The sequence below is a fragment of the Vibrio sp. V39_P1S14PM300 genome, assembly GCF_009904765.1.
Taxonomy (GTDB): domain Bacteria; phylum Pseudomonadota; class Gammaproteobacteria; order Enterobacterales; family Vibrionaceae; genus Vibrio; species Vibrio proteolyticus.
In genome coordinates, this window is the sequence record NZ_WXWP01000122.1 from 1 (window position 1) to 21,250 (window position 21,250).

The 21,250-nt window shown below is 50.6% G+C and carries 27 protein-coding genes and 1 pseudogene; 17 read left to right on the forward strand and 11 right to left on the reverse strand.

All coding sequences use genetic code 11. The features are described from left to right. The first annotated feature begins 9 nt into the window (after positions 1-9). A complete protein-coding gene (locus tag CAG65_RS05745) occupies positions 10-909 on the forward strand; it encodes a hypothetical protein (RefSeq protein WP_161452801.1) in 900 nt (299 codons plus the stop codon). A gap of 52 nt (positions 910-961) precedes the next feature. On the opposite strand, the gene xapA is transcribed toward CAG65_RS05745, so the two are convergent. Beyond that, positions 962-1,792 (reverse strand): xanthosine phosphorylase, encoded by an 831-nt coding sequence (gene xapA / locus CAG65_RS05750; protein ID WP_161452773.1) that lies wholly within the window; start codon positions 1,790-1,792, stop codon positions 962-964. Between the two features lie 123 nt (positions 1,793-1,915). Between xapA and CAG65_RS05755 the strand changes: the two genes are divergently transcribed. Next, positions 1,916-2,821, forward strand: a complete 906-nt coding sequence (locus tag CAG65_RS05755) for a LysR substrate-binding domain-containing protein (RefSeq protein WP_237668760.1) — start codon at positions 1,916-1,918, stop codon at positions 2,819-2,821. Here the strand turns inward: CAG65_RS05755 and CAG65_RS05760 are convergent. From CAG65_RS05760 to rbsD, 6 genes are all read right to left on the reverse strand, one after another. Next, positions 2,818-3,822, reverse strand: a complete 1,005-nt coding sequence (locus CAG65_RS05760) for a substrate-binding domain-containing protein (RefSeq protein WP_021706317.1) — start codon at positions 3,820-3,822, stop codon at positions 2,818-2,820. The genes CAG65_RS05755 and CAG65_RS05760 overlap by 4 nt on opposite strands. Before the next feature lie 13 nt (positions 3,823-3,835). Then, the gene (gene rbsK, locus CAG65_RS05765) at positions 3,836-4,759 is read right to left on the reverse strand and encodes a ribokinase (RefSeq protein ID WP_161452775.1); all 924 of its coding nucleotides are present in this window, start codon (positions 4,757-4,759) and stop codon (positions 3,836-3,838) included. A gap of 139 nt (positions 4,760-4,898) precedes the next feature. Continuing rightward, positions 4,899-5,780, reverse strand: a complete 882-nt coding sequence (rbsB, locus tag CAG65_RS05770; protein ID WP_161452778.1) for a ribose ABC transporter substrate-binding protein RbsB — start codon at positions 5,778-5,780, stop codon at positions 4,899-4,901. A gap of 62 nt (positions 5,781-5,842) precedes the next feature. Beyond that, complete coding sequence (gene rbsC, locus CAG65_RS05775; RefSeq protein WP_161452780.1) at positions 5,843-6,826, reverse strand: ribose ABC transporter permease; 984 nt, start codon at positions 6,824-6,826, stop codon at positions 5,843-5,845. Then, positions 6,823-8,328 carry a ribose ABC transporter ATP-binding protein RbsA gene (gene rbsA, locus CAG65_RS05780; protein WP_021706321.1) on the reverse strand — a complete coding sequence of 502 codons (1,506 nt, stop codon included), beginning with the start codon at positions 8,326-8,328 and terminating at the stop codon, positions 6,823-6,825. The genes rbsC and rbsA overlap by 4 nt, the downstream gene beginning before the upstream one ends. 29 nt (positions 8,329-8,357) lie before the next feature. Next, complete coding sequence (gene rbsD / locus CAG65_RS05785) at positions 8,358-8,777, reverse strand: D-ribose pyranase (RefSeq protein ID WP_161452782.1); 420 nt, start codon at positions 8,775-8,777, stop codon at positions 8,358-8,360. Positions 8,778-9,100: 323 nt separating this feature from the next. On the opposite strand from rbsD, the gene CAG65_RS05790 reads away from it, so the two are divergent. The 4 genes from CAG65_RS05790 to nqrM all read left to right on the forward strand — a co-directional run bounded on the left by CAG65_RS05790 (position 9,101) and on the right by nqrM (position 10,491). Further along, on the forward strand, positions 9,101-9,364 hold the full coding sequence (locus CAG65_RS05790; protein WP_021706323.1) for a DUF3012 domain-containing protein: 264 nt from the start codon (positions 9,101-9,103) through the stop codon (positions 9,362-9,364). Between the two features lie 148 nt (positions 9,365-9,512). Then, entirely contained in the window at positions 9,513-9,668 is a 156-nt protein-coding gene (locus CAG65_RS05795) for a DUF3012 domain-containing protein (RefSeq protein ID WP_021706324.1), read from the forward strand. A 168-nt stretch (positions 9,669-9,836) separates the two neighbouring features. Further along, on the forward strand, positions 9,837-10,277 hold the full coding sequence (locus CAG65_RS05800) for a NifB/NifX family molybdenum-iron cluster-binding protein (RefSeq protein WP_161452783.1): 441 nt from the start codon (positions 9,837-9,839) through the stop codon (positions 10,275-10,277). After that, positions 10,270-10,491: a (Na+)-NQR maturation NqrM gene (gene nqrM / locus CAG65_RS05805; protein WP_021706326.1), complete on the forward strand. Its 222-nt coding sequence runs from the start codon at positions 10,270-10,272 to the stop codon at positions 10,489-10,491. Before CAG65_RS05800 ends, nqrM begins: the two co-directional genes overlap by 8 nt. Here nqrM and CAG65_RS05810 read toward each other — a convergent pair. The 3 genes from CAG65_RS05810 to CAG65_RS05820 form a co-directional block, all read right to left on the reverse strand. Further along, complete coding sequence (locus tag CAG65_RS05810; protein ID WP_161452785.1) at positions 10,488-10,769, reverse strand: DUF134 domain-containing protein; 282 nt, start codon at positions 10,767-10,769, stop codon at positions 10,488-10,490. The two genes, nqrM and CAG65_RS05810, sit on opposite strands and share 4 nt — an antisense overlap. Before the next feature lie 191 nt (positions 10,770-10,960). After that, entirely contained in the window at positions 10,961-11,257 is a 297-nt protein-coding gene (locus tag CAG65_RS05815) for a hypothetical protein (protein WP_040902892.1), read from the reverse strand. Positions 11,258-11,407: 150 nt separating this feature from the next. Then, positions 11,408-12,310, reverse strand: coding sequence for a DMT family transporter (locus CAG65_RS05820; protein WP_161452787.1), 903 nt, complete (start codon positions 12,308-12,310; stop codon positions 11,408-11,410). 96 nt (positions 12,311-12,406) lie between these two features. Here CAG65_RS05820 and CAG65_RS05825 point away from each other — a divergent pair, with 96 nt between their 5' ends. The 11 genes and pseudogenes from CAG65_RS05825 to CAG65_RS05875 all read left to right on the forward strand — a co-directional run bounded on the left by CAG65_RS05825 (position 12,407) and on the right by CAG65_RS05875 (position 19,385). After that, positions 12,407-13,837 carry an aminotransferase-like domain-containing protein gene (locus tag CAG65_RS05825; protein ID WP_161452789.1) on the forward strand — a complete coding sequence of 477 codons (1,431 nt, stop codon included), beginning with the start codon at positions 12,407-12,409 and terminating at the stop codon, positions 13,835-13,837. 56 nt (positions 13,838-13,893) lie between these two features. Beyond that, on the forward strand, positions 13,894-14,154 hold the full coding sequence (locus CAG65_RS05830) for a hypothetical protein (protein ID WP_021706331.1): 261 nt from the start codon (positions 13,894-13,896) through the stop codon (positions 14,152-14,154). 162 nt (positions 14,155-14,316) lie between these two features. Beyond that, positions 14,317-14,928: a type B chloramphenicol O-acetyltransferase gene (gene catB, locus CAG65_RS05835; protein WP_161452791.1), complete on the forward strand. Its 612-nt coding sequence runs from the start codon at positions 14,317-14,319 to the stop codon at positions 14,926-14,928. A gap of 118 nt (positions 14,929-15,046) precedes the next feature. Continuing rightward, entirely contained in the window at positions 15,047-15,583 is a 537-nt protein-coding gene (locus CAG65_RS05840; RefSeq protein WP_161452793.1) for a DUF924 family protein, read from the forward strand. A 60-nt stretch (positions 15,584-15,643) separates the two neighbouring features. Beyond that, a complete protein-coding gene (speG, locus tag CAG65_RS05845; protein ID WP_161452794.1) occupies positions 15,644-16,174 on the forward strand; it encodes a spermidine N1-acetyltransferase in 531 nt (176 codons plus the stop codon). Continuing rightward, positions 16,171-16,750 (forward strand): annotated as a pseudogene (locus CAG65_RS05850) (LysE/ArgO family amino acid transporter). Before speG ends, CAG65_RS05850 begins: the two are co-directional and overlap by 4 nt. A 9-nt stretch (positions 16,751-16,759) precedes the next feature. Next, positions 16,760-17,164, forward strand: a complete 405-nt coding sequence (locus tag CAG65_RS05855) for a VOC family protein (protein WP_161452796.1) — start codon at positions 16,760-16,762, stop codon at positions 17,162-17,164. Positions 17,165-17,287: 123 nt separating this feature from the next. Beyond that, positions 17,288-18,262 carry an NAD(P)-dependent oxidoreductase gene (locus tag CAG65_RS05860; RefSeq protein WP_161452798.1) on the forward strand — a complete coding sequence of 325 codons (975 nt, stop codon included), beginning with the start codon at positions 17,288-17,290 and terminating at the stop codon, positions 18,260-18,262. A gap of 3 nt (positions 18,263-18,265) precedes the next feature. After that, positions 18,266-18,814: an O-acetyl-ADP-ribose deacetylase gene (locus CAG65_RS05865; protein WP_021706338.1), complete on the forward strand. Its 549-nt coding sequence runs from the start codon at positions 18,266-18,268 to the stop codon at positions 18,812-18,814. Then, complete coding sequence (locus tag CAG65_RS05870) at positions 18,798-19,121, forward strand: cupin domain-containing protein (protein ID WP_021706339.1); 324 nt, start codon at positions 18,798-18,800, stop codon at positions 19,119-19,121. Before CAG65_RS05865 ends, CAG65_RS05870 begins: the two co-directional genes overlap by 17 nt. 9 nt (positions 19,122-19,130) lie before the next feature. Further along, a complete protein-coding gene (locus CAG65_RS05875; protein WP_161452799.1) occupies positions 19,131-19,385 on the forward strand; it encodes a Rho-binding antiterminator in 255 nt (84 codons plus the stop codon). A 50-nt stretch (positions 19,386-19,435) separates the two neighbouring features. Here the strand turns inward: CAG65_RS05875 and nprV are convergent. Then, a partial coding sequence (nprV, locus tag CAG65_RS05880; RefSeq protein ID WP_237668761.1) for a vibriolysin occupies positions 19,436-21,250 on the reverse strand: 1,815 nt, incomplete at its 5' end.

Genomic DNA, 21,250 nt, shown 5'->3' on the forward strand with positions numbered 1-21,250 from the left:
TGGTTAGGGTTGCTCAGCTCGCTATCTTTTATGTCTTACGCCAACCATATCGTCGCCTGTGACACTTATGCCGCGATGGCTTTACCTAATGATGCACCATTGTATAACGCCCCGAGTCATACCGGTTGGTCAAAAGGAGCCGCGATTGTACAAGGCATTCCGCGCGGAGACGCAGCGCCGGCTTATTGGTCAGACGCTATTATCGACAAGTCGATGACCACCGCTGAACCTTGGAATGCCATGACCCAATGGTTTACTGTTTTTGAAGCACAAGATAACCAGGTTCACAATGTACGGGTGGCGGTCGGCGACTCGGATATCTGGTTATTGCGCTCAGAGGACGCTTCAATGAACCCGGCGACGGCAAAATGGGAACATATCACACCGGAGATGGCACCAGTGATATGGGCAGCCTACTTCTCATCCAACATGGTGGATTACATCCGCGATATTCCCTACAAAGCATCAGACACTGGCGCAAAAGAATACACGCTGAGCAGCAACCATTATCCCATTCATGGCGGAACCGATATCATCGGTATCGATGGCAGTAACGTCATTGGCGCATTTGTGCGTATGAAAGCCTGGCTTATACCTGATGGGCCAGAGGCTGCCCGCACCATTGATAACGCCAAAGTATTGATTAGCGTGGGCGCCGATTATTACCCGACGAGAACCACCACCGTCGCCAACGGATCGTTTGCCAACGCCAACTATTTACCAGGCGTTGCAGACAGTCGTTTCCGCTATCTGACCAAAACACCTCAATGGTATTACATGGGCACCGTCACACCGGATGATTTATCTATCGTCGACAACAACAGCCCGCTAATAAAATCGGGGGGAAAAAACTATCTGACTCGCGAAGAGTGGACGACCAATCCGCCCCCCGTCCCGGTTGACCAGTAAGCATAAAAAGGAGCGCCACAGCGGGCGCTCTTTCCATTGCCAATCAGGGCATTCAGGATGAAAAATGCTGAGTCATAAACGCTTGGATCAAAGCGATAAAGTCTTTTTCTGCCAGCCTGGCACAACGCAGGGTCTGCTCATGAGACAATGGCACATCACCAAGCCCTTCCGCCATGTTGGTAATGGCGCACACAGCCAGTACCGGTAAGCCACAATGTGCCGCCGAGATGACTTCCGGCACCACCGACATACCAACCACATCACCACCGATGATCTGCATCATACGAATCTCGGCCGCCGTCTCGAAGTTAGGGCCAGTGTAGGAAACAAACACCCCCTGGTTCAGATGGATCCTTTGTTGCTCAGCCACCTGTAGCACCTCTTCGCGTAGCGTACGATCATATGCATTGGCCAGACTGAAAAAACGCGGGCCATACGCGTCATCATTTGGCCCGGTCATCGGAGACTCTGGCATGGTGTTGATGTGGTCATGGAACACCACAAGCGAGCCAACGTCAATTCGCTCCGGACGCAGCGATCCAGCAGCGTTGGTGACCAGCATAAATTCACACCCCAAACGCTTGAAGGTTCGTACCGGCGTGGTCATCACTTTCATCGACTGATGTTCGTAGTAGTGGCCTCGTCCTTTCATGCACGCCACATCGACACCATTCATTTTGCCCAGCACCAGTTCGCCCGAATGGCCTTCAACGGTACTGACCGGAAAGCCCGCCAGCTCTTCGTATGGGATCACCACTTTTTCTTCAAGCGCATCGGCAATCACGCCCAGTCCGGAGCCAAGAATAAATCCGACACGAGGCTGGAAGCCCGGCTTTCTGGCGTAAATAGTTTCAAGCGCTTTATCAACAGGATCGTACGACATTCTGAGTTACCCAATATTGTTTCACACCTCCCTACTCTAGCGCACCAACCGTACTGTTTATATTTCTAAATTCAGCACATTTGTTCTAATATTCACAACGGTTAACTCAGTAAAGTGCGTATCATGTCGTCGCTATCTAATCGTATCAGCCTGAAAATGCTGCGTTATTTTCTAAAGGTCGCCGAAACCGGACACTTCAGCCGGGCCGCCGAGCAATTGAACATCACCAAGTCACCGCTCAGCACACAAATCAAAGAGCTTGAGACGCTGCTAGGGAGCGATCTGTTTGAGCGAGATTCTCGCAATGTTCGGTTAACACCTGCGGGCGCGCAACTGCGCAATGAATGTGTTTCTCTGTTTGACCAATTTGATCGCTCGCTGAATAAAGTGCAGCAAGTCGCGCGTCAGGATATACAATCCATTCACCTGGGATTAATGAGTTCGATCTTTTGGGCTGGGTTCGGTGAAGCGCTCGGTCAGTTGAGTCGGCAACATCCGCACATCCGTATCAACCTGCTGGAATCCGCCCCCAGCCAACAACTGACTGCATTGCGTGATCATCGCATCGACATGGGGCTGGTGCGATACGCCGATGCCCAGCGCTCACCACACCTTCAATGTGTCACGCTGCTCGAAGAGAATATGGTTGTGGCGTTGCCCGCGCATCATCCGCTGAGCGGCAAAACGCAACTCTCTCTCAAGGAGTTGACACAGGAAAGCTTTGTCATGCTCAGTCAGCACAACTCCGCGTCGACGGATCTCATCATTCGTCATTGCGAGCAACTCGGTTTTACACCCGATGTCGTTCAACAGGTGATTGAGCCCAATACCGTGGTCGCTGTGGTGGCCACCAGCGAGTTGCTGTCAGTGGTGCCCGCCAGTTACCAGGGGCTTAGCTGGAGCAACGTGCGTTTTGTTGCTTTAAAGGAGCAGATACGTGCGGATATTTGCGCGGTGACGTTAGCCCAGCCAAGTGCAGACCTTACATTGATCGCAGAAGAATTGAAAAGGAGCCTCGAACAGCTTTAGCGCAGGGCTTTAACGCTGTCACGCACCACTAAGGTCGGTTCAAGTTGCACAACTTGTGGTTCATTCGTCACTTTGTCCAGTTTATTCAGCAGGGTATCGACCGCCGCCTGACCAAGGCGGTATTTGGGCTGGTGGATAGTGGTCAGTGGTGGCGTCATGAATTTCGCGATATGGATATCATCATAGCCGATCAGAGATAGATCCTCAGGAATACGGATGCCGTGTTGACTGGCGGCGTTGATCACCCCCATTGCCATCATGTCATTACACACGAAAATCGCACTGGGCAATGGCCCTTTTGCCAGCATTTTGTTGAAAGCCTCATACCCCCCTTCGCATTCGAAGTCCGACTCGACTATCCAGTTCGCTTTGAATTCCAAACCGGCTTCATTCATGGCCCGTTTGTAGCCTTCGTAACGCATCTGCGCCTGATGCTTGATCAACGGCCCGGTAATACAACCAATGTCCCGGTGACCACTTTCAATTAAGTGTTTGGCGGCCATGTATCCACCGCGCAAGGAGTTGTCCTGGATTTTGTCACTGGCAAACAGCATTGGCCCCCAGTCCATAACCACCACCGGAATATCCGGATAACGTTCGAAGACATCAATACGCTCCCCTTCCAACGTCGAACACATGAGCAACAAGCCATCGACACGTTTTTGCAACAAGGTATCGATCGACGTTTTCATCCGCTCGTTGTCGCCTTCGGTGTTACACAAAATCAGGTTGTAACCTTTTTGGTAACAGCTGCGCTCAACCCCTTTCACAACTTCACCAAAAAATGGATTAGTTGACGTGGTCACCAGCATACCGATGGTTTGAGTCCGGTTGATTTTCAGGCTGCGGGCCAAAGCAGAAGGAGCGTAGTTCAGCTCTTTGGCGGCTTGATTGACCCGTTCAGAGATCGCTTCGCTGACGTATCGGGTCTTGTTGATAACATGGCTGACGGTGGAAGTGGAAACCCCTGCGAGTCTTGCGATGTCTTTCATCGTTGCCATGTTATTCTCCTATTTATGACTGATGGGCTGCCAAAAACACTTCGACTTCCTGACGATTGGGTATCGAAGTCTGGGCTCCGAAACGGGTGACAGAAATGGCAGCCGCAGCATGAGCAAACTTAATGGCTGATTCTAAAGGCATATCTTCCAATAAACCAGTGACTAATGCCCCATTAAACGTATCGCCAGCGGCGGTCGTATCCACGGGCTCTACCGCAAAGCCAGAGATCAGTTCACCACGCCCATTCTGACTCAACCAGACCCCTTTCGCGCCCAACGTGATCAATACGATTTCAATCCCTTTGCGGTGTAGTGCATTCGCAGCTTGTTGCGCAGTTGCATTGTCTGTCACGGTTATGCCGGTCAGGACTTCAGCCTCTGTTTCATTCGGTGTGATCACATCAATGCAGTTGAGTAAGTCATCTGGCAATTCACGCGCCGGAGCCGGGTTCAGGATCACATTGGTCTTGTGCGATTTGGCTTCTTGAGCGGCTCTCTCAATGCCGTCTAAAGGTGTTTCCAGTTGCATGAGCAGATAGCTGGCCTGACGGATTCGCTCCAGATCCGGCTCAATCATCTCAGCCGTCAGACGAGCGTTCGCTTCGGCAGAAATACAGATGCTGTTTTCACCGCTGTCAGCAACCTGAATCATGGCGATACCGGTTGGGCAGTTCGGCTGCATTTTCACCCCTTCCGTGTTCATGCCATCGCACTTAAAGCTTTCACGAATGTTAATGCCAAACGCATCATCTCCGACACAGGCAATGAAACCGATGTCGGCTTTCAGACGCGCTGCCGCCACCGCCTGATTGGCGCCTTTACCACCCGGAATCACCTGGTAATTATGACCATGCAGCGTCTCGCCGGGGCGAGGAAATGAAGGCACTTGAAGAACATGGTCAGCGTTCACGCTACCTAACACAACGAGTTTATTCATTCGGTTATCCTCGGTTCTGAGAACCTTTAAACAATAGAGAAACAGGAGTGATACTTGTACGTCCTCGTAAACACGCACAAGTATCGACCCTGTCGAGGGTCAGAAATGCCCCGCACGTTTGTGGTGCGGGGCATAATGGTTACTGCTTCGTGACCACTTTAAGCGGCACTGGGATATACTCATCCACGCTCTCGCCCTTGAGAACTTTGTCGGCCGTTTCAACGCCCAACGCACCGATCAAGTCCGGTTGCTGCGCGATGGTTGCCGCCAGTTTGCCGCGATTAACCGCCGCAATACCATCTTCCGTGCCATCAAAGCCCACGATCATGACGTCTTTACCTGAAGCCTGAACCGCACGCAGTGCACCCAACGCCATTTCATCGTTTTGAGCAAATACGGCCTGAACATCCGGATTCGCAGCCAGCAGGTTTTCCATTACGTTGAGGCCTTTGGTGCGGTCAAAGTCCGCAGGCTGACTGGCGAGCAGATCCATGTTGCTGCCTTTTACCGCATTCATAAAGCCTTCTCCACGCTCACGTGCCGCCGAGGTTCCTGCGATGCCTTCCAACTGGATGACTTTGGCTTTTTCACCCACTTTTTCCATGATGAAATGACCCGCCATTTCTCCACCGACCACGTTGTCCGATGCAATATGGCTAACCACTTCACCTCGGCTCGCACCGCGGTCCAGTGTCAGTACCGGAATCTTAGAGCGGTTTGCCATTCGGATGGCATTGGACACCGCATCCGAGTCGGTTGGATTGATCAGAATCGCTTTAACGCCACGAACGGTCAGATCCTCAACGTTTGACAGTTCTTTGCTCGGGTCGTTTTGCGAGTCCAGAACAATCAGGTTATACCCCAGTTCCTTGGCTTTGGCTTCCGCGCCGTCTTTCATGGTGACAAAGAACGGATTGTTCAGTGTCGATACCACAATCGCCATTGTGTCCTGTGCCTGAGCAGCAACAGAAACGGTGGAAGAAAGGAGTGCAGCAGAGATAAGAGTTGCCAGTTTTTTCATCGTTATAGTCCTTTGTTGCAGGGTGGGTTGGAGCGTCTGCCCCAACCAGATATCGTATTGATTTATTTATTTTTATTATCGACCAGTACCGCCAGAAGAATGACCACAGCTTTGGCAATCATCTGGTAGTAGGAAGACACGTCGAGCAAGTTAAGTGCATTGTTCAGGAAACCGATAATCAGCGCACCAATCAAGGTTCCCATGATACGTCCACGACCGCCCATCAGGCTGGTACCACCCAGTACCACCGCCGCGATGGCGTCGAGTTCATACCCCATACCCGCGGTTGGCTGGGCCGAAGACAAACGTGAGGTCACAATGATGCCTGCCAGCGCTGCGAGCAAACCACACAGGGCGTATACCCCGATTTTCACACGGTCGACATTAATGCCAGATAAACGGGTCGCCGATTCGTTTCCGCCCAGCGCATAAACATAGCGGCCAAAACGAGTATGATTGAGCAGATACCAGGCAGCGGCGAACACAATCACCATCAGCCAGACAGGGACCGGAATTCCCAGTGCGTATCCGGTACCGAACCAGGCGAACGCGTCCGCCGTATCAGTAAAACCAGTAGAAATTGGACGTCCGTCGGTGTAAACCATGGTCACGCCACGCAATAACGTCATCGTCACCAGAGTGGCAATGAAAGCCTGCACTTTCCCTTTTGCGATAATAATGCCGCTGATTGCGCCCAGAGCCGCCCCCGCGAGCAGTGCCGTTGGTACCGCGATCAAGACAGGCACTTCCATCGCTATCAGGCTGGCGGCAAGCGCGCCACACAGTGCCAGAACGGATCCGACGCTCAAATCAATGCCTGCGGTCAGAATTACCAAGGTCATCCCCACCGCGATGATGGCATTGACTGACGTCTGGCGTAGAATGTTGAGAATGTTGTCGACGGTAAAGAAATTGGGGTTCAGAAACGATACGACAATGATCAAAAATAACAGTGCTATCAGCGACTTCTGTTCAATCAGCCACTCTTTGCTAAACAGCTTCTTTGTGCTGGCTGGTTGTGGTTTGCTCATGGTATTGGTACTCATGCTGCTTCCTCGTTAATCATTTTACCTACTGCACACGCCAGCAGTTTTTCCTGATCGGCATCAACGGCATCAAACTCGCCACTGATGCGACCTTCATGCATCACCAAAATACGGTCACTCATGCCCAGCACTTCTGGCATTTCCGATGACACCAGAATGATGCTCATCCCCGCCGCTTTAAATTTATTGATCAGTTGGTAGATTTCTTTTTTGGCGCCGACGTCAACTCCGCGCGTTGGCTCATCCAGAATCAGGACTTTCGGGCGAGTCATTAAACCTTTGGCAATCGCGACTTTCTGTTGATTCCCTCCCGACAAGTTACCGATGATCTGGTCACGCGACGGTGTTTTAATATTGAATAAGCCGATGTAGTCTTCCACGGCCATGATTTCATCAGCGTGACGAATCTGACAACCCCGGCTCAGTTGATCGAGCGCGCACAGTGACATGTTTTCTTTCACCGACAACCCCAGCACTAGGCCATCGCCTTTACGGTCTTCCGAAATGTAAGCGATACCGCTCGCCAAGCCACCTTGTGGTGACGTCGGGTTGATCTCTTCACCGTCAAGACGGACAACACCACTTTGCTTCGCCAGAGCACCGTAAATCACCTTCATTAGTTCCGTACGCCCAGCGCCCATCAGCCCCGAAATTCCAAGAATTTCGCCTCGTTGCAACGTGAAGCTCACGTCTTTCACGCCCGCCCCGGTTAACCTTTCCACTTCCAGGCAGACGTCACCATGTGTCACATCAATACGCGGGTATTGCTCTTCCAGTTTGCGCCCGACCATCATTTCAATCAGGCCATCCTCGTTGGTATCTGACACCTGACACTCACCGATGAATTTGCCGTCGCGAAGCACCGTGATGTCATCACAAATTTCAAAGATCTCTTTCAGTCGGTGAGAAATGTACACAATCCCGCAACCTTGCTCACGCAGCTCCCGGATCACGGCGAAAAGAGAGTCTGTCTCCGTATCCGTAAGCGCATCGGTCGGCTCGTCCATGATGATCACGCGGGATTCAAACGACAGCGCTTTAGCGATTTCGACCATTTGTTGCTCACCCAGGCTAAGCTCGCCGAGCAGTGTTTTGGCACTGTGCCGCACATTCAGACGCGCCAGCAGTTGATCGGCTTGCTCGTACATTTTGTCCCACTGGATCCGGCCCAATGCACTGGTAAATTCGCGGCCGAGAAATATGTTTTCAGCAATGGTCAGTTCTGGTATCAGGTTCAGTTCCTGGTGAATAATGCTGATTCCAGCCTGCTGAGAATCTCGCGGCCCTTTAAATGCCGCCGGTTGCCCTTGGTACGAAATCGAACCGGCATCCAGTGAATAGATCCCCGTCAAAACTTTCATCAAGGTCGATTTTCCGGCACCGTTTTCCCCCATCAGGGCCATTACGCGGCCCGGATAAACCTTCAGGCTGGCCTTGTCGAGCGCTTTGACACCAGGAAAGGCTTTTTCAATCTCGCTGAGCTGTAATATCGCTTGAGTCATAGAGAATTCCCAATCGTTTCAATACGGATTTAAAACACCACACCGGCCTGAAAAATCACGTTGGCATACGGCGTACATTCACCAGTACGAACCACTGCCCGGCTCTGGTGGGTACGCTGCTTAAAATCATCATGTGATAAGTACTGAACGGTGATCTCACGTCCGGTACTTTCCTGTTCGTGCTCCAGCTCGTTGATCAGTGCCCGATGATGTTCCGGGCTGACCTGTTCGAACTCTCTGGCAATCACAACCCCTTCAATCTGAGACTCGGACAGGACGACACGCACGGTTTCGATGAATCCCGGAATGCCGTGAGTCAACGCGAGATCGATCCGCTGTACTTGATCCGGAATCGGCAAACCAGCATCACAAATCGTGATTTCGTCGGTATGGCCCAACGTGGCAACCAAATAAGACAGCTCTGAGTTGATGAGGGTACTTTTTTTCATGTATTCACCTTGATTAAGCGGCAGAAACCCGTCTGGATTCACCGGTACGTTAAGACAACAAAGAGTTTTTCAGTGGTTGAATGTTATTGTCAGAAAACTCATCGAAACGTTTCGATGTCATACTAACGTGAATAAATGCTGTTGCATCTCAACCGTCTCGAATATGTGACTCGGATCTGCCAATGGTGACTCACGGACGCTGAAAAAGTGATCCTTTTCACTGACAATCATATCAGTGAGATGGGAATTGGCCGGGTGTTAACATTGAAACTAATATTTTCGGTATAGTAGCGGACATTGCTTAATACAGGGTAATCCGAACAATGAAAAAACTGGTTGTTTTACTGTTAACGGTTGGTGCCTTATCGGCCTGCAGTGATGAAGTCGGTAGCAAAAACTGGTGCAGTGCACTAAGAGACAAGCCAAAAACGGAATGGACAGGTCAGAACGCAGTTGACTTCGCCCAATACTGCGTTTTTCAGAATGAGATTGGCAGCCAAGCCTGGTGTGAAGATATGGACAGAAAACCGAAAGGTGACTGGAGCGCAAACGAAGCCACCAGCTACGCGAAACACTGTATCTTCTGATCGATGTTGCAATTAAGGGTATATTGGTCAGCCAATTCTGTCGCAATACTCTGATTGTGCTGAATATTGACATCCCCCTGACGAAGCTGCACGGGTTGCTACCTAAAGTCAGCCGCACACCTAACCGTTGGATAAAATGGAGAAGAAAATGAAAAAATTGGCAGCAATGTTGTTAATGAGTGCCACTTTGTTTGGTTGTACAAAAGTGGGCAGCGAAGCCTGGTGCAACGATATGAAAGAAAAGCCGAAAGGTGACTGGACAACAAACGAAGCCAAAGACTTCACCAAACACTGCATTTTCTAGTCTCTTGTGTACAACTCATATCAATACAATAACCGGGGCGTTCCCCGGTTTTTTTATTGCCATTTTTACGTCTCATGTTTCCGCAGTCTAAGTTTTCAATTCCAGTTATTGGCATATGCTAATAATTTTCGTACTGTGCTCCTGAACGCTCTTACAGGAGAAAAACACATGAAAATCGCTCTTCCATTGCATCGCGGCGTTATCTCCGCTCATTTTAGTAAAGCACAGCAGTTTATGATCTATGATACGCAGTTGGGTGAACTACGCCGCTTTATCAATCCTGCCGTTCGCACTTCAGGCTGCCGGGGAAAAGCGGAACTGCTTACTCAACTGGCCGCCTCCGGTATAGACGGCGTAGTCGTGCGTCACATCGGCGAGCATATGTTTATCAAACTGCGCCAGCGAAACCTTGCAGTATGGCACTGTCACCGGAAAACAGCGCCAAAAGAGCTGAACCTCGCTGAATTAACTACACTGAATAGTGAGGAAACCCGGCAATCTCGCCGGCAACAGGCATGCAGAATGGGCGTATCACCAAACCGACTACAGCCTTTATCCTCACCGGTCGAGTTGACGCAGATTAACGGGGGAAAGCGGATCAATGACTGAGTTCATCATTGCGTTTTTGGCATTCGTGGGCATCATCGCGCTTATGGCACTGGGCGTTATCTTTCACCGCGCCAGTATCAAAGGGAGCTGTGGAGGTCTTAACCAGATTGGTGTCGACAAAGTCTGCGATTGTAAAACCAGTTGCGAAAATGAGGAGAAATCAAAGACCTTGTATCAGATACAAGAGCCTGACAAGCGCTCTCGCGCTCATTAGTCCTCGAAGCGGAAATGCAGTGACTGTCCCTGAACCAGAGCCAAAGCCACTTTATGACGGGCACGCTTTACGATGTTGCCAAAAGTCTGACGGGAGACGTGCATTTGGTCTGCTGCCTGCTGTTGACTCAAATCTTCAAGATCGGCCAGACGCAAAGCTTCAAACTCTTCCGACAATAACTCGACCTGACTTAACTCCGTCATGGGTACGCCGTTGGGCTTGTAGCAGCTGTATGGTGGGCGCGCGCAGATGGTGCGCTGTTTTTTAGGACGTGCCATGATTCTCCCCTATTTACCCGCCAAGCATACTCCCGAACTCTTCAGCAAACAATCATGCTTTCAACCGCTTTCTGATTGAATATTAACGTAATCCAAACAAAGCGTTATCGAAACCCACTTAGAATAAACCCGATTAAGTTATGTAACCACTGTCACTTTGACACTACTTTTTTCAGCCCCGGCCACGTTGGTCAGGGCTTTTTCTTTTGCAGCAAAGGAATCTGATTTCGCAGCAGCGCGCGACGCACACTCAAGCACAGCTTGCCAAACCGTCGAATCTCATCGAACTGGGGTATGACGCCCCTTCTCAATGCCGACTCCCAATAACACAGTTCAGATTCCACCATTTCAAGCAGTTTTTTCGGGCACCCAAGGCAACTACCTTGCGGACCGCACACAAACGTCTCTGGAGCATAAATCGGCAAAGTGGCTTTGACCTCATCAATCAATTGTTGCATTGCGGTCATTCGATCGGGTTTTGGCACCATGTATCCCAAACAATTTAGAACAAACCTCCATTATATTGGGTGAGCGTATGCTGTAACTTACTCTAAAGGGCGATATGCTGGTGCCTCTGCACTGTGCGGCCCACGGTGGAGAGTAACCTAACAATTGGTGACAAACGCCTGAATTGCACACTAAGATGCCGCCACCACTTCCGAGGTTTTCTCCGGCACCAGCCGCGGTTTACGCACTACCAGATACACTGCGCAGGCAGACAAGAGAAAACCAAGTGCGCCCAAAAGGTCAAACGACTCACCAAATACCAACCAAGCCTGTATAGCCGTGGTTGGCGGCACCAAATAGAACACCGAAGCCACATTGGATGCGGCACCATGTTCCACCATATACAGGAGCAACAAGATAGCGACACAGGACAACACGACCACCAACCAGAGAATGGTGAGAATGAACGTCATGTTCCATTCAACCTGCATGGTTTCGTACTGCATTGCATATGGTAAAAACAGTGTACTGGCAGCCAGGTACTGGATCATCGCACCGCCTACCATGTCACAACCTTTACACCATTTTTTCTGATACAGAGTACCCAACGTGATCCCCAACAGAGACACCACACACAACCCGATCGCCAGCCATTTGTGCTGGTCCGATTGCCAGGCCATATTCCCGGCCAGAACCAAGCTGATCCCAACAAAGCCAAGCGCTAACCCCAGCCATTGAGAACGTCGAAACCGCTCTGTCGTAAAAAGAACCAATAATAAAGCAGTCAGTATCGGTTGCGTCCCGACCAACAAGGAACTCAGCCCGGCAGGCATCCCCAAGTCAATCGCCAGATAAGTGCCTCCCAGGTAAAATCCGTGGATCAAGACACCGACAACCACGCTGTGCAACAGAGCTTTCCCACGCGGAATACGCCGCCGCAACACCAAAATCAACAACCAAAACAGCACCACATTCGAGACCATTCGGATGGTCAATAGCGTGGCTGGCTCTGCGTACTGCAGACCCAGCCTGGCTCCAACAAAGCCAGACGCCCAAAGAATCACAAATACAAACGGAATACAGCGAACCAACATGTCCTTTCCTCTGGCTTTTCATCTCAGTTTCACGTTACTTTAGTTGGGCACAGAAATATTAAAAGGTACAGCTTACTTATTTTACATGGGTACAGAATGGACACTCCGAACAAGTATTTGATGGTCGAATACCATCTGAGACAAGCCATCGATGGCGGGCTTTACCGGGCGGAAGATAAGCTCCCGTCCATTCGCCAACTGAGCCAGACGCTCAACGTCGGCAAAAATACCGTGATCCGTGCGTATCAAGAACTGGAAGCCGCTGGTGTGGTCTATGCAGTCGAAAAGTCAGGCTATCGAGTCAAATCGACACCTAGCCCTCAGATTCCCCAACAACCGCCAAGACGAGTGGATTTACTGTCGCTATCTAAAGAGATCCTTACCTACCGTGAAGATAAGGAGCGTCTTCCGCTGGGATCCGCTCATCCCAATATAGACACGCCCGCCATCAAAAGCCTCTATGCTACGATAGGCCGGCATAGTCGCCTGCAAAGTCAGATGCCAAGCCACTACCAACTTCCTCCCGGACATAATCTACTCTTGCAGCAGTTGGTCAGGATCAGCCGGGATCTTGGTGTCCCCGCCACTTTAGACGATATCGCTGTCACCAACGGAGCCCAGCAAGCCATCAGTCTGGTACTGCGCGCGTTAACCAAGCCGGGCGATATTGTTGCCGTCGAATCTCCCTGTTATTTCGGCAATTTGTTGTTGATGGAATCACTTGGGTTACAGGTCGTAGAAATTCCCGGCTGTGTCCGAACTGGCATGGATCCCACCGCACTTGCCAAGGCGCTCAAACGCTGGGACATTCGTGCAATTCTGGTGACTCCCAACTTCGCTAACCCGACCGGAGCCAGAATGCCACTAGAGAAACGATTGGCCTTGCTTGACGCCTCTTCGGGTATACCTATCATCGAAGATGATGTATTCGGCGCTTTGGCGTTTGATGAGGGCATTGCACCTCTGGCCGCGCTGGCCAGCGACGAACGGGTCATCTACGTCAATTCCCTCTCTAAAACGCTCGATTCACGTCTGCGTCTTGGCTGGCTGATTGCCGGGTGCTATCAGCCAGAGATTGAAAAACTGCTGATCTGTGAAAATATGGGCAGTCAGAACCTGATCCAATCCGCGGCAGCTGAGTTTCTGACAACCGGCAAATACCGCCAGCACATCAACAAAATGCGCCGGACGTATCAGCACAACCAACGCCGATTGCACCAACAGTTAAGTGACGCATTGAACCGATACTCTAATTTGCACAAGCGCTTTTATCTGACTCAACCGGACGGTGGCTACTTGTCCTGGCTGCTCATCGATGGGGAGTTTGACAGCGAAGCCCTTTACCGAGCCTGTCATGAACACAAAATCAGTCTGCTACCCGGAACCGTGTTTGCGACATCAGACGGTTTTCGCAACGCCCTAAGGCTCAGCTGCGCGCACTACCGGGATGAACGTCACTGGCAACAAGGGATAGACAAGCTGGCACGCCTCATTTCTGAGTATTGTGGCACAAAGCACACGGGCTGAAATCGGGTCTGCTACACTCAGGGAGTTCCGTTCAATAACTCCTTAACAGGTAAAGCATGAAGAAATCACTCTTACTCGCAGCTCTGCTACTGCCCTGTTCAGTGGCGTACGCCGATATTTCCATCTCTACCGACAAGATGGAAGTCAGTAAAGATTGTCTGAAAATGGATGGCGATAACATCAAGATCAAATCTGAAGATTGTGACCCGGAAAAAGGCAAAGGCCAGATGGACAGCGAGAGCCGCAGTGTTCACGGCGATGACAACCCAGGTCAGGGCCACAACAAAGATAAGAAAGACAAAAAAGGCAACAGCTAAGCTTACCCTAAGGACAAAAAGGCCACAGTGTGGCCTTTTTTATTTTCTCAGTGTCCATTGATCTGAAATAAACAAAAATTGCTTTGATAACAAATCGTTTGTGCTGTCAGACGAGTCGCCTTAGACTCGGCGCTGAACCAACAACAAGGATATCAATCAGCAATGAAAAACTATTTCGAAAGTCCATTCGCTGGCAAATCCCTGAAAGAGCAAGTCACCAATCCCAACATCATTGTTGGCGACCACAGCTACTACTCAGGCTACTATCACCGTCATAGCTTTGATGACTGCGTCCGTTATCTTGTGCCAGATCGCTCCGACGTGGACAAATTGATCATTGGCCGTTATGTGTCGATAGGCTCAGGCGCCGTATTCATGATGGCGGGAAATCAGGGTCATCGCACTGACTGGGCCACGACTTTCCCATTTTTTTATCAGGAAAATCCCGCATTTGAAGGGGCGCTGGATGCCTTTAAACCCGCAGGCGACACGGTCATCGGTAATGATGTCTGGATAGGCTCAGAAGCGATGATTATGCCAGGGGTGACGATCGGCGACGGCGCCGTGATTGCCAGTCGTGCCGTTGTGACCAAAGATGTTGAACCTTACTCCATTGTTGGCTCCAACCCTGCCCGCCATATTCGTCATCGCTTCTCCGACGAAGAGGTGGCGATATTGCTCGAAATCCAATGGTGGGACTGGCCAGATGAACAACTCAAAGGTGCAATGCCCCTGCTTTGTTCGTCGGATATCTATGGTTTGTACCAGTACTGAAAACATCTTCGTTAAGTGAAACGTCGCACTTAAGCCCATATTCGAGCCGAAGTTTTGACTTAAGTGCGATTTGCATCCTAGGATGAAACATCGTTAAACGGAAACTCAAGGACGCGCTATGTATCAGGAAATTCTCAATTTTTGGTTTCAGGAACTGGAATCGAAAGACTGGTTCTCCGGCGATCCCACGCTGGATGAACGTATCACCGAGCGTTTTACCGATGTCCTCGACAGTGCGGCACAGGCGGAATTGTATAACTGGCGCGGCAATCCGCATGGTCGACTGGCCGAAATCATCGTTCTTGATCAGTTTTCACGCAATGTTTACCGCAATACTCCCCGAGCGTTCGCACAAGACCCGCTTGCTCTTGCTCTGGCACAGGAAGCCATCGCAGCCGGTGCGGACGATGCCCTCAACGCTGACGAAAAAAGCTTTTTATACATGCCATTTATGCACAGTGAGTCCAGACGCATTCACGAACAGGCTATGAAGCTTTTCAGTTGTCCCGGATTGGAGTACAACTACGATTTCGAGCTCCGACACAAAGCCATCATTGACCGCTTTGGCCGATACCCACACCGAAACGAAATCCTCGGCCGGCTCAGCACTGACGAGGAGATGGCCTTCTTACAGCAACCGGGCTCGAGCTTTTAACTGATGTTTCGCTGCCATAGCAGCGAGTGTTTATGCATATTCTTTTCAAGGGCCTCGACCATGAACAGTGGACTGAAGTTACGCGCGTTGGAACGCTCCGATTTGCGCTTTATCCATGATCTTAATAACAACCGCAATATCATGTCGTACTGGTTTGAAGAACCGTATGAGTCATTTGATGAACTGGAAGAGCTCTATAAGCGTCATATTCACGATGATGCCGAACGGCGATTTGTCGTTGAAGACGAAAACCAAAGCCTGATCGGTCTGGTGGAGCTGATTGAAATCAATTACATCCACCGAAGCGCAGAGTTCCAGATCATTGTCGCCCCAGCGTATCAGGGGCGTGGATTCGCCACCGAATTGATATTGCGTGCGCTGGACTATTCCTTCTCGGTACTGAACCTGCACAAGATTTACCTACTGGTTGCAGTCGAAAATAAAAAAGCGATTCACCTTTATCAGAAATGCGGCTTTATTGAAGAAGGCCACCTGGTGGAAGAATACTTTATCAATGGCCAGTATCAAGACGTGAAACGCATGTATATTCTGCAAAACCAGTACCAGAAAGAACCGCTCGACCAGGCATGATTGCTGCTGCTCTCGCCGGATTTACACTCGGCTTGTCACTCATTTTGGCCATCGGCGCACAAAATGCGTTTGTACTTAAACAAGGCATTCGGCAGCTCACTGTGCGCATTCTCGGACGCAATATTGATCTCCGCTGGCGTGGCCGGATTTGGCGCGATGGTCAACGCGTTTCCGATGATTGAAAGTGTTGCCCGTTATGCCGGAGCACTGTTTCTACTTTGGTATGCTCTGCGCAGTTTTCTGTCGGCATATCGGGAAAACCATGCACTGAACCCGACAGGTGACGCCAAGCACAGTGCTGTTAAAACAGCCTTGATCTGCCTTGCATTCACTTGGCTTAACCCCCATGTTTATCTTGATACCATCGTACTGCTTGGTTCGGTATCCACTCAGTATGACGGTCAGAAAATCCCGTTTGCGGTGGGCGCAATGACGGCCTCATTCGTCTTTTTCTTTAGCTTGGGGTTCGGCGCCAAAGCACTGATCCCAATTTTTCGCCATGCGAGAGCCTGGAAGGTCTTTGAAATCGTGATCGGCTTGATCATGCTGATACTGGCGATTCACCTGATTCGATAAGGAGCTGACATGATTCACATACACGGACTGGATCACATCGTTTTACGCACGAGCAACATTGAAGCCATGCTGACGTTTTATCGAGATGTTCTGGGTTGTCCGATTGAACGTGAACTGGCACCCGATATTGGCCTGATCCAACTGCGAGCCGGAAGTGCCTTGATTGACATCGTGCCGATTGACAGCGAACTGGGTCAACTTGGCGGCCAGGCTCCCCAACAGGATGGGCGTAATATTGATCATTTCTGTCTGCAAATGGCACCAGTGGAAGAAGCCGATCTGGTGCACTACCTGATTTCGCACGGCATTGAAGTCTCTGAGTTCGCCGAGCGATATGGCGCGGAAGGTTTTGGTCGCTCACTTTACATTCAGGATCCGGAAGGAAACGTGGTCGAGCTCAAACCCAAGAAATGAAACCAGCCAATCCGCTACCCACCTACTGTCGTCTGGCGTATTATTCGCGCAATTGCGGCAGATAGGTTACTGGTTGCATTTCAGAACCTGCTCGCATTGTTTTTCTGACACAAGGAGTCTGTTGTGCGTATTGCGGTATTGGACGATTATCAAGATCAGGTTCGTCATCTGGCGTGTTTCTCTCTGCTACATGATATGGATGTCACGGTGTTTAATCACACGGTAACCGACATCGAAAAACTGGCGGATATGCTTCAATCATTCGACGTCTTAGTGCTCATTCGAGAACGGACGCTCATTAACGACGCTCTGCTCTCACGCCTGCCTAATTTGAAGCTCATCAGCCAGACGGGCAAAATCAGTAACCACCTCGATTTGGATGCCTGCAACCGCTACCGGGTAGCCGTTGCTGAAGGCGTCGGATCGCCGGTTGCCCCTTCAGAGCTTTGCTGGGCATTAATCATGGCCGCCATGCGACACATTCCCAGCTATATCAACCGGTTGCAAAACGGTCACTGGCAACAATCGGGACAACCGTTTCTGGGAAGAACACTGGAGGGCAAACGCCTGGGGATCTGGGGATTTGGGAAAATCGGACAACGTGTCGCAGGTTACGCCACGGCTTTCGGCATGGAAGTAATGATCTGGGGTAGTGAGGCATCACGTGAAAAAGCACAAGTCATGGGTTACCAAGCCGCTACTGACCGTGACCAGTTTTTCACGCACTGTGATATCGTGTCGTTGCATCTACGCCTGAACGACGCAACACGTCATATCGTCACACGGGACAATCTTGAGCAAATGAAACCAGACGCTCTGCTGGTTAACATCAGCCGCGCTGAGCTTATCGAGCCTCAGGCGCTGTACGACACCCTGTCCGCTCATCCGGGCAAAATGGCGGCAATTGATGTGTTTGAACAGGAGCCGGCGTATGCAACCAACCAATGGTTGTTAACACTGCCCAATGTCGTCGCCACACCTCATATTGGCTATGTCGAACAAGGCAGTTATGAGCTTTACTTTAGGTACGCGTTTGACAATGTGCGGGCGTATGCTGAGCAACGACCACACAATATCGCCAACCCTGAGGTGTTATAGCGTATGAGTACATTACGCCTCCAGCAAGGAGACATCACAACAGCCACCACCGATGCTATCGTGAACGCGGCCAACCCGGTGATGTTGGGAGGCGGTGGCGTTGATGGCGCCATTCACCGTGCGGCAGGGCCAGCGCTATTGGAGGCTTGTCGTCAAGTGCCGGCAGTGGAAGGTGTCCGCTGCCCGACAGGCGAAGCTCGCATTACCTCGGCTGGCGCACTGGCAGCACGTTATGTCATTCATACCGTCGGCCCCATCTATCATCAAAGTGCCGATCCTGCGCGTTTGCTGACAGCGGCCTATGCCGCCTCACTGCGACTGGCTCGGCAATATCATTGCCACAGCATTGCATTTCCGGCGATCTCTTGCGGGGTTTACGGTTACCCGATTGAAGACGCCGCGTACCAGGCTCTGCGCACGTGTATGCAAGAAGAGTTTCATGACCTTGAGATCGTGTTTTATCTGTTCGACGAGCACACACTCAAAACATGGCAAACAGTACTTCAGAATCTGAATCACCAACGCGGAGCGGGTCATGAGTCAACCATTTAGTTTACTGGCGAACCTGCCTGTCGACCTCAGTGAAGAAGTGTTCGAAGATGTGCTACGCCACGACACCTTACGTATTGAGCGTATCGTGTCCAAAGGCCACTCTTCGCCTCCCAATCACTGGTACGATCAAACTGAGCATGAATGGGTGCTCTTGCTCGCTGGTGCCGGTCGTATTCTATACGCCGACAACCGTGAAGTAACGCTACGTGCCGGAGACTGTCTCAATATTCCGGCTCACACACGCCATCGCGTCAGTTGGACAGATCCGAATACGGAAACGATCTGGCTGGCCATATTCTACTCTTAGGAGCCTACTATGATGTCCTGCAGCCAGTACGATTACATCGAGATTGCCTGCCTTTATCACCTGCCAGTCAGACTCAAACTGCTCAACGGCGCGATTGTGGAAGGGACGGCGGTCGATACCACATACACCACAGAGCGAAAAGAGGCCATCGTCATTGCAACATCCAGTGGCCATGAGACGTTGCCCACCGAGTCCTTACAAAGCATGCAAGCGCTGGCGGCCAATCCTCACTTCGATCAGGTCACGTTTACACAGATCGCCTGATACAAAAAAGGCGCACCTTAAGGTGCGCCTTCACTGGTTCCATTCTGAGTTTAGTCAGCACGCAAAGTTACACCAGCGTAATTGCTGTAACCACGCAACATAACGTGATACGTAGTACCCGCTTGCGCTGAAATTGAACACTGCTCTTCGTTACCATACTTATATGGACGGCAATCGTAAGAAGTCGTGGTTGGCTTGCTACCCGCTTTCACGTAAAGGTCTGCATCACCTGTACCGCCAGTGATCTTAATCACTACGCTAGATGAGCTGCTTGGTGTGAACGTGTAGTAAGTCATGTCATTGCGGTTACCTGAAAGGTTCGCCAGCGGTTTACCGATTTCCAGTACATCGCCAGACGGAGGAGGAGTTGCACCACAAGACGCGTTAACGCCTACCGTGTTAAACGCATCTTCTACGTCTGCAACGCTGTAACCCATGTCGCTCGCAGCTTTCACTACACCACAACCGCCTTCATCAAATGTGCTGTTCGCTGTCCAGTACAATTGGTTAGCCAGGGTGAACACTTCAAAGCCTTTGCGTACATCCCAACCCGCTTTGTTAGCCAGCAGGTAGAACGCACGGTTGAATACACCACTTGAGTAGTGAACATTCAGGCCATTGTAGTAGTCAGACGCATGGTCGATAGAACGGCCGTCACGCGAAGGCTGATCAAAGTAACGCAGACCGCCGGATGATTTGAAGATATCCGCACCGACAACCCAGTCAACGCTGCCTTTCATGTAGAACTCTGCTGCTTCACCTGCAATATCAGAGAACGCTTCGTTCATACCACCAGACATATTCTCGTACACCAGACCCGAGTTTTGTTCGGTGAAACCGTGGCTCACTTCGTGGGCACTAACGTTAATATCCACCAGCGGGTAGAAGGTGCTGTAGCCATCACCGAAGGTCATGGATGAACCATTCCAGAACGCGTTTTCGTAGTTGTTACCATAGTGAACACGCATAGTCAGCTGGAACGTCAGTGGTGTGGTGTTCATCCAGTCTTTGTACATATCGAAAACCACTTTACCGAAGTAGTGGGCATCGTTCAGTGGCGAGTATGCGCCGTTAATGGCTTTGTAATCGTTGTAGTTGGTTGAGTCGTTACAGGTATAGCTGTAAGTGGTGTTACCTGAAGTTGAGCCGTTCAGGTCAACCGTTCTTACCGCGCTGTTGTTCATTGAACACTTAGTGCCGACTTTATCGATGACAAACGGAGGAAAGTCAGAACCGTATTCATAACGACCTGTTTTGGTGTTACCGCCAGGGCCAGTACCGTCAGCTTGTGCATGGTTCAGACCATCCCAAGTTTGCAGTACTTCACCCGTTTGCGCATCAATGAAAAAGAAAGGACGCGCAGGGTGATCCTCGGCAACGAAGAAATCAACCAGATACACTAGTTGCGCTTGATTGTTGTCGTCCAGACGAACCATCAACTCGGCTTTTTCGTTTTCCGTTGCAGGTTCCGCAACCATTTTTTCTTGCTGTTGGAAACGCGATTTAGCAATTGAAATGGCCTGCTTCATCTCAACGGATGGCGTCAGTGTAGACACGTCGTCTGCGATACCCTGAGCCATCACACCGAACACTTCGCTACTGCCAGACTTCGATTCAGTCGCCACTACCGAGGTGTTGAAAACCGGTAGACCGTGGTGAGTTTGTTGATAACGAACTTTCACTTTGCCATTTGGCAAAACAACTCGTTTCATTTGTTTGAATCCGGTTTCCACCGGAGCAACGCTCTGTGACTGAGCTTTAAGAGCCTGGTTTAGCAGGCTGCCATCATTTACGTTGATCATTTCTGCAGCGGTGACAGGTAGCGCAGTTGCCGCGCTAACAGCCAGCAGCCAGTTGATGTGACG

Bases quoted from the DNA above. Each gene is read 5' to 3' on its own strand.
- CAG65_RS05840 (WP_161452793.1), top strand. From the start codon at position 15,047: ATGTATCAGGAAATTCTCAATTTTTGGTTTCAGGAACTGGAATCGAAA.
- CAG65_RS05865 (WP_021706338.1), top strand. From the start codon at position 18,266: ATGAGTACATTACGCCTCCAGCAAGGAGACATCACAACAGCCACCACC.
- CAG65_RS05810 (WP_161452785.1), bottom strand. From the start codon at position 10,769: ATGGCACGTCCTAAAAAACAGCGCACCATCTGCGCGCGCCCACCATAC.
- CAG65_RS05830 (WP_021706331.1), top strand. From the start codon at position 13,894: ATGAAGAAATCACTCTTACTCGCAGCTCTGCTACTGCCCTGTTCAGTG.
- CAG65_RS05875 (WP_161452799.1), top strand. From the start codon at position 19,131: ATGATGTCCTGCAGCCAGTACGATTACATCGAGATTGCCTGCCTTTAT.
- rbsC (WP_161452780.1), bottom strand. From the start codon at position 6,826: ATGAGTACCAATACCATGAGCAAACCACAACCAGCCAGCACAAAGAAG.
- CAG65_RS05815 (WP_040902892.1), bottom strand. From the start codon at position 11,257: ATGGTGCCAAAACCCGATCGAATGACCGCAATGCAACAATTGATTGAT.
- xapA (WP_161452773.1), bottom strand. From the start codon at position 1,792: ATGTCGTACGATCCTGTTGATAAAGCGCTTGAAACTATTTACGCCAGA.
- CAG65_RS05790 (WP_021706323.1), top strand. From the start codon at position 9,101: ATGAAAAAACTGGTTGTTTTACTGTTAACGGTTGGTGCCTTATCGGCC.
- CAG65_RS05820 (WP_161452787.1), bottom strand. From the start codon at position 12,310: ATGTTGGTTCGCTGTATTCCGTTTGTATTTGTGATTCTTTGGGCGTCT.
- catB (WP_161452791.1), top strand. From the start codon at position 14,317: ATGAAAAACTATTTCGAAAGTCCATTCGCTGGCAAATCCCTGAAAGAG.
- rbsK (WP_161452775.1), bottom strand. From the start codon at position 4,759: ATGAATAAACTCGTTGTGTTAGGTAGCGTGAACGCTGACCATGTTCTT.
- rbsB (WP_161452778.1), bottom strand. From the start codon at position 5,780: ATGAAAAAACTGGCAACTCTTATCTCTGCTGCACTCCTTTCTTCCACC.
- CAG65_RS05795 (WP_021706324.1), top strand. From the start codon at position 9,513: ATGAAAAAATTGGCAGCAATGTTGTTAATGAGTGCCACTTTGTTTGGT.
- CAG65_RS05825 (WP_161452789.1), top strand. From the start codon at position 12,407: ATGGACACTCCGAACAAGTATTTGATGGTCGAATACCATCTGAGACAA.
- rbsA (WP_021706321.1), bottom strand. From the start codon at position 8,328: ATGACTCAAGCGATATTACAGCTCAGCGAGATTGAAAAAGCCTTTCCT.
- speG (WP_161452794.1), top strand. From the start codon at position 15,644: ATGAACAGTGGACTGAAGTTACGCGCGTTGGAACGCTCCGATTTGCGC.
- nqrM (WP_021706326.1), top strand. From the start codon at position 10,270: ATGACTGAGTTCATCATTGCGTTTTTGGCATTCGTGGGCATCATCGCG.
- CAG65_RS05800 (WP_161452783.1), top strand. From the start codon at position 9,837: ATGAAAATCGCTCTTCCATTGCATCGCGGCGTTATCTCCGCTCATTTT.
- CAG65_RS05870 (WP_021706339.1), top strand. From the start codon at position 18,798: ATGAGTCAACCATTTAGTTTACTGGCGAACCTGCCTGTCGACCTCAGT.
- CAG65_RS05755 (WP_237668760.1), top strand. From the start codon at position 1,916: ATGTCGTCGCTATCTAATCGTATCAGCCTGAAAATGCTGCGTTATTTT.
- rbsD (WP_161452782.1), bottom strand. From the start codon at position 8,777: ATGAAAAAAAGTACCCTCATCAACTCAGAGCTGTCTTATTTGGTTGCC.
- CAG65_RS05855 (WP_161452796.1), top strand. From the start codon at position 16,760: ATGATTCACATACACGGACTGGATCACATCGTTTTACGCACGAGCAAC.
- CAG65_RS05760 (WP_021706317.1), bottom strand. From the start codon at position 3,822: ATGGCAACGATGAAAGACATCGCAAGACTCGCAGGGGTTTCCACTTCC.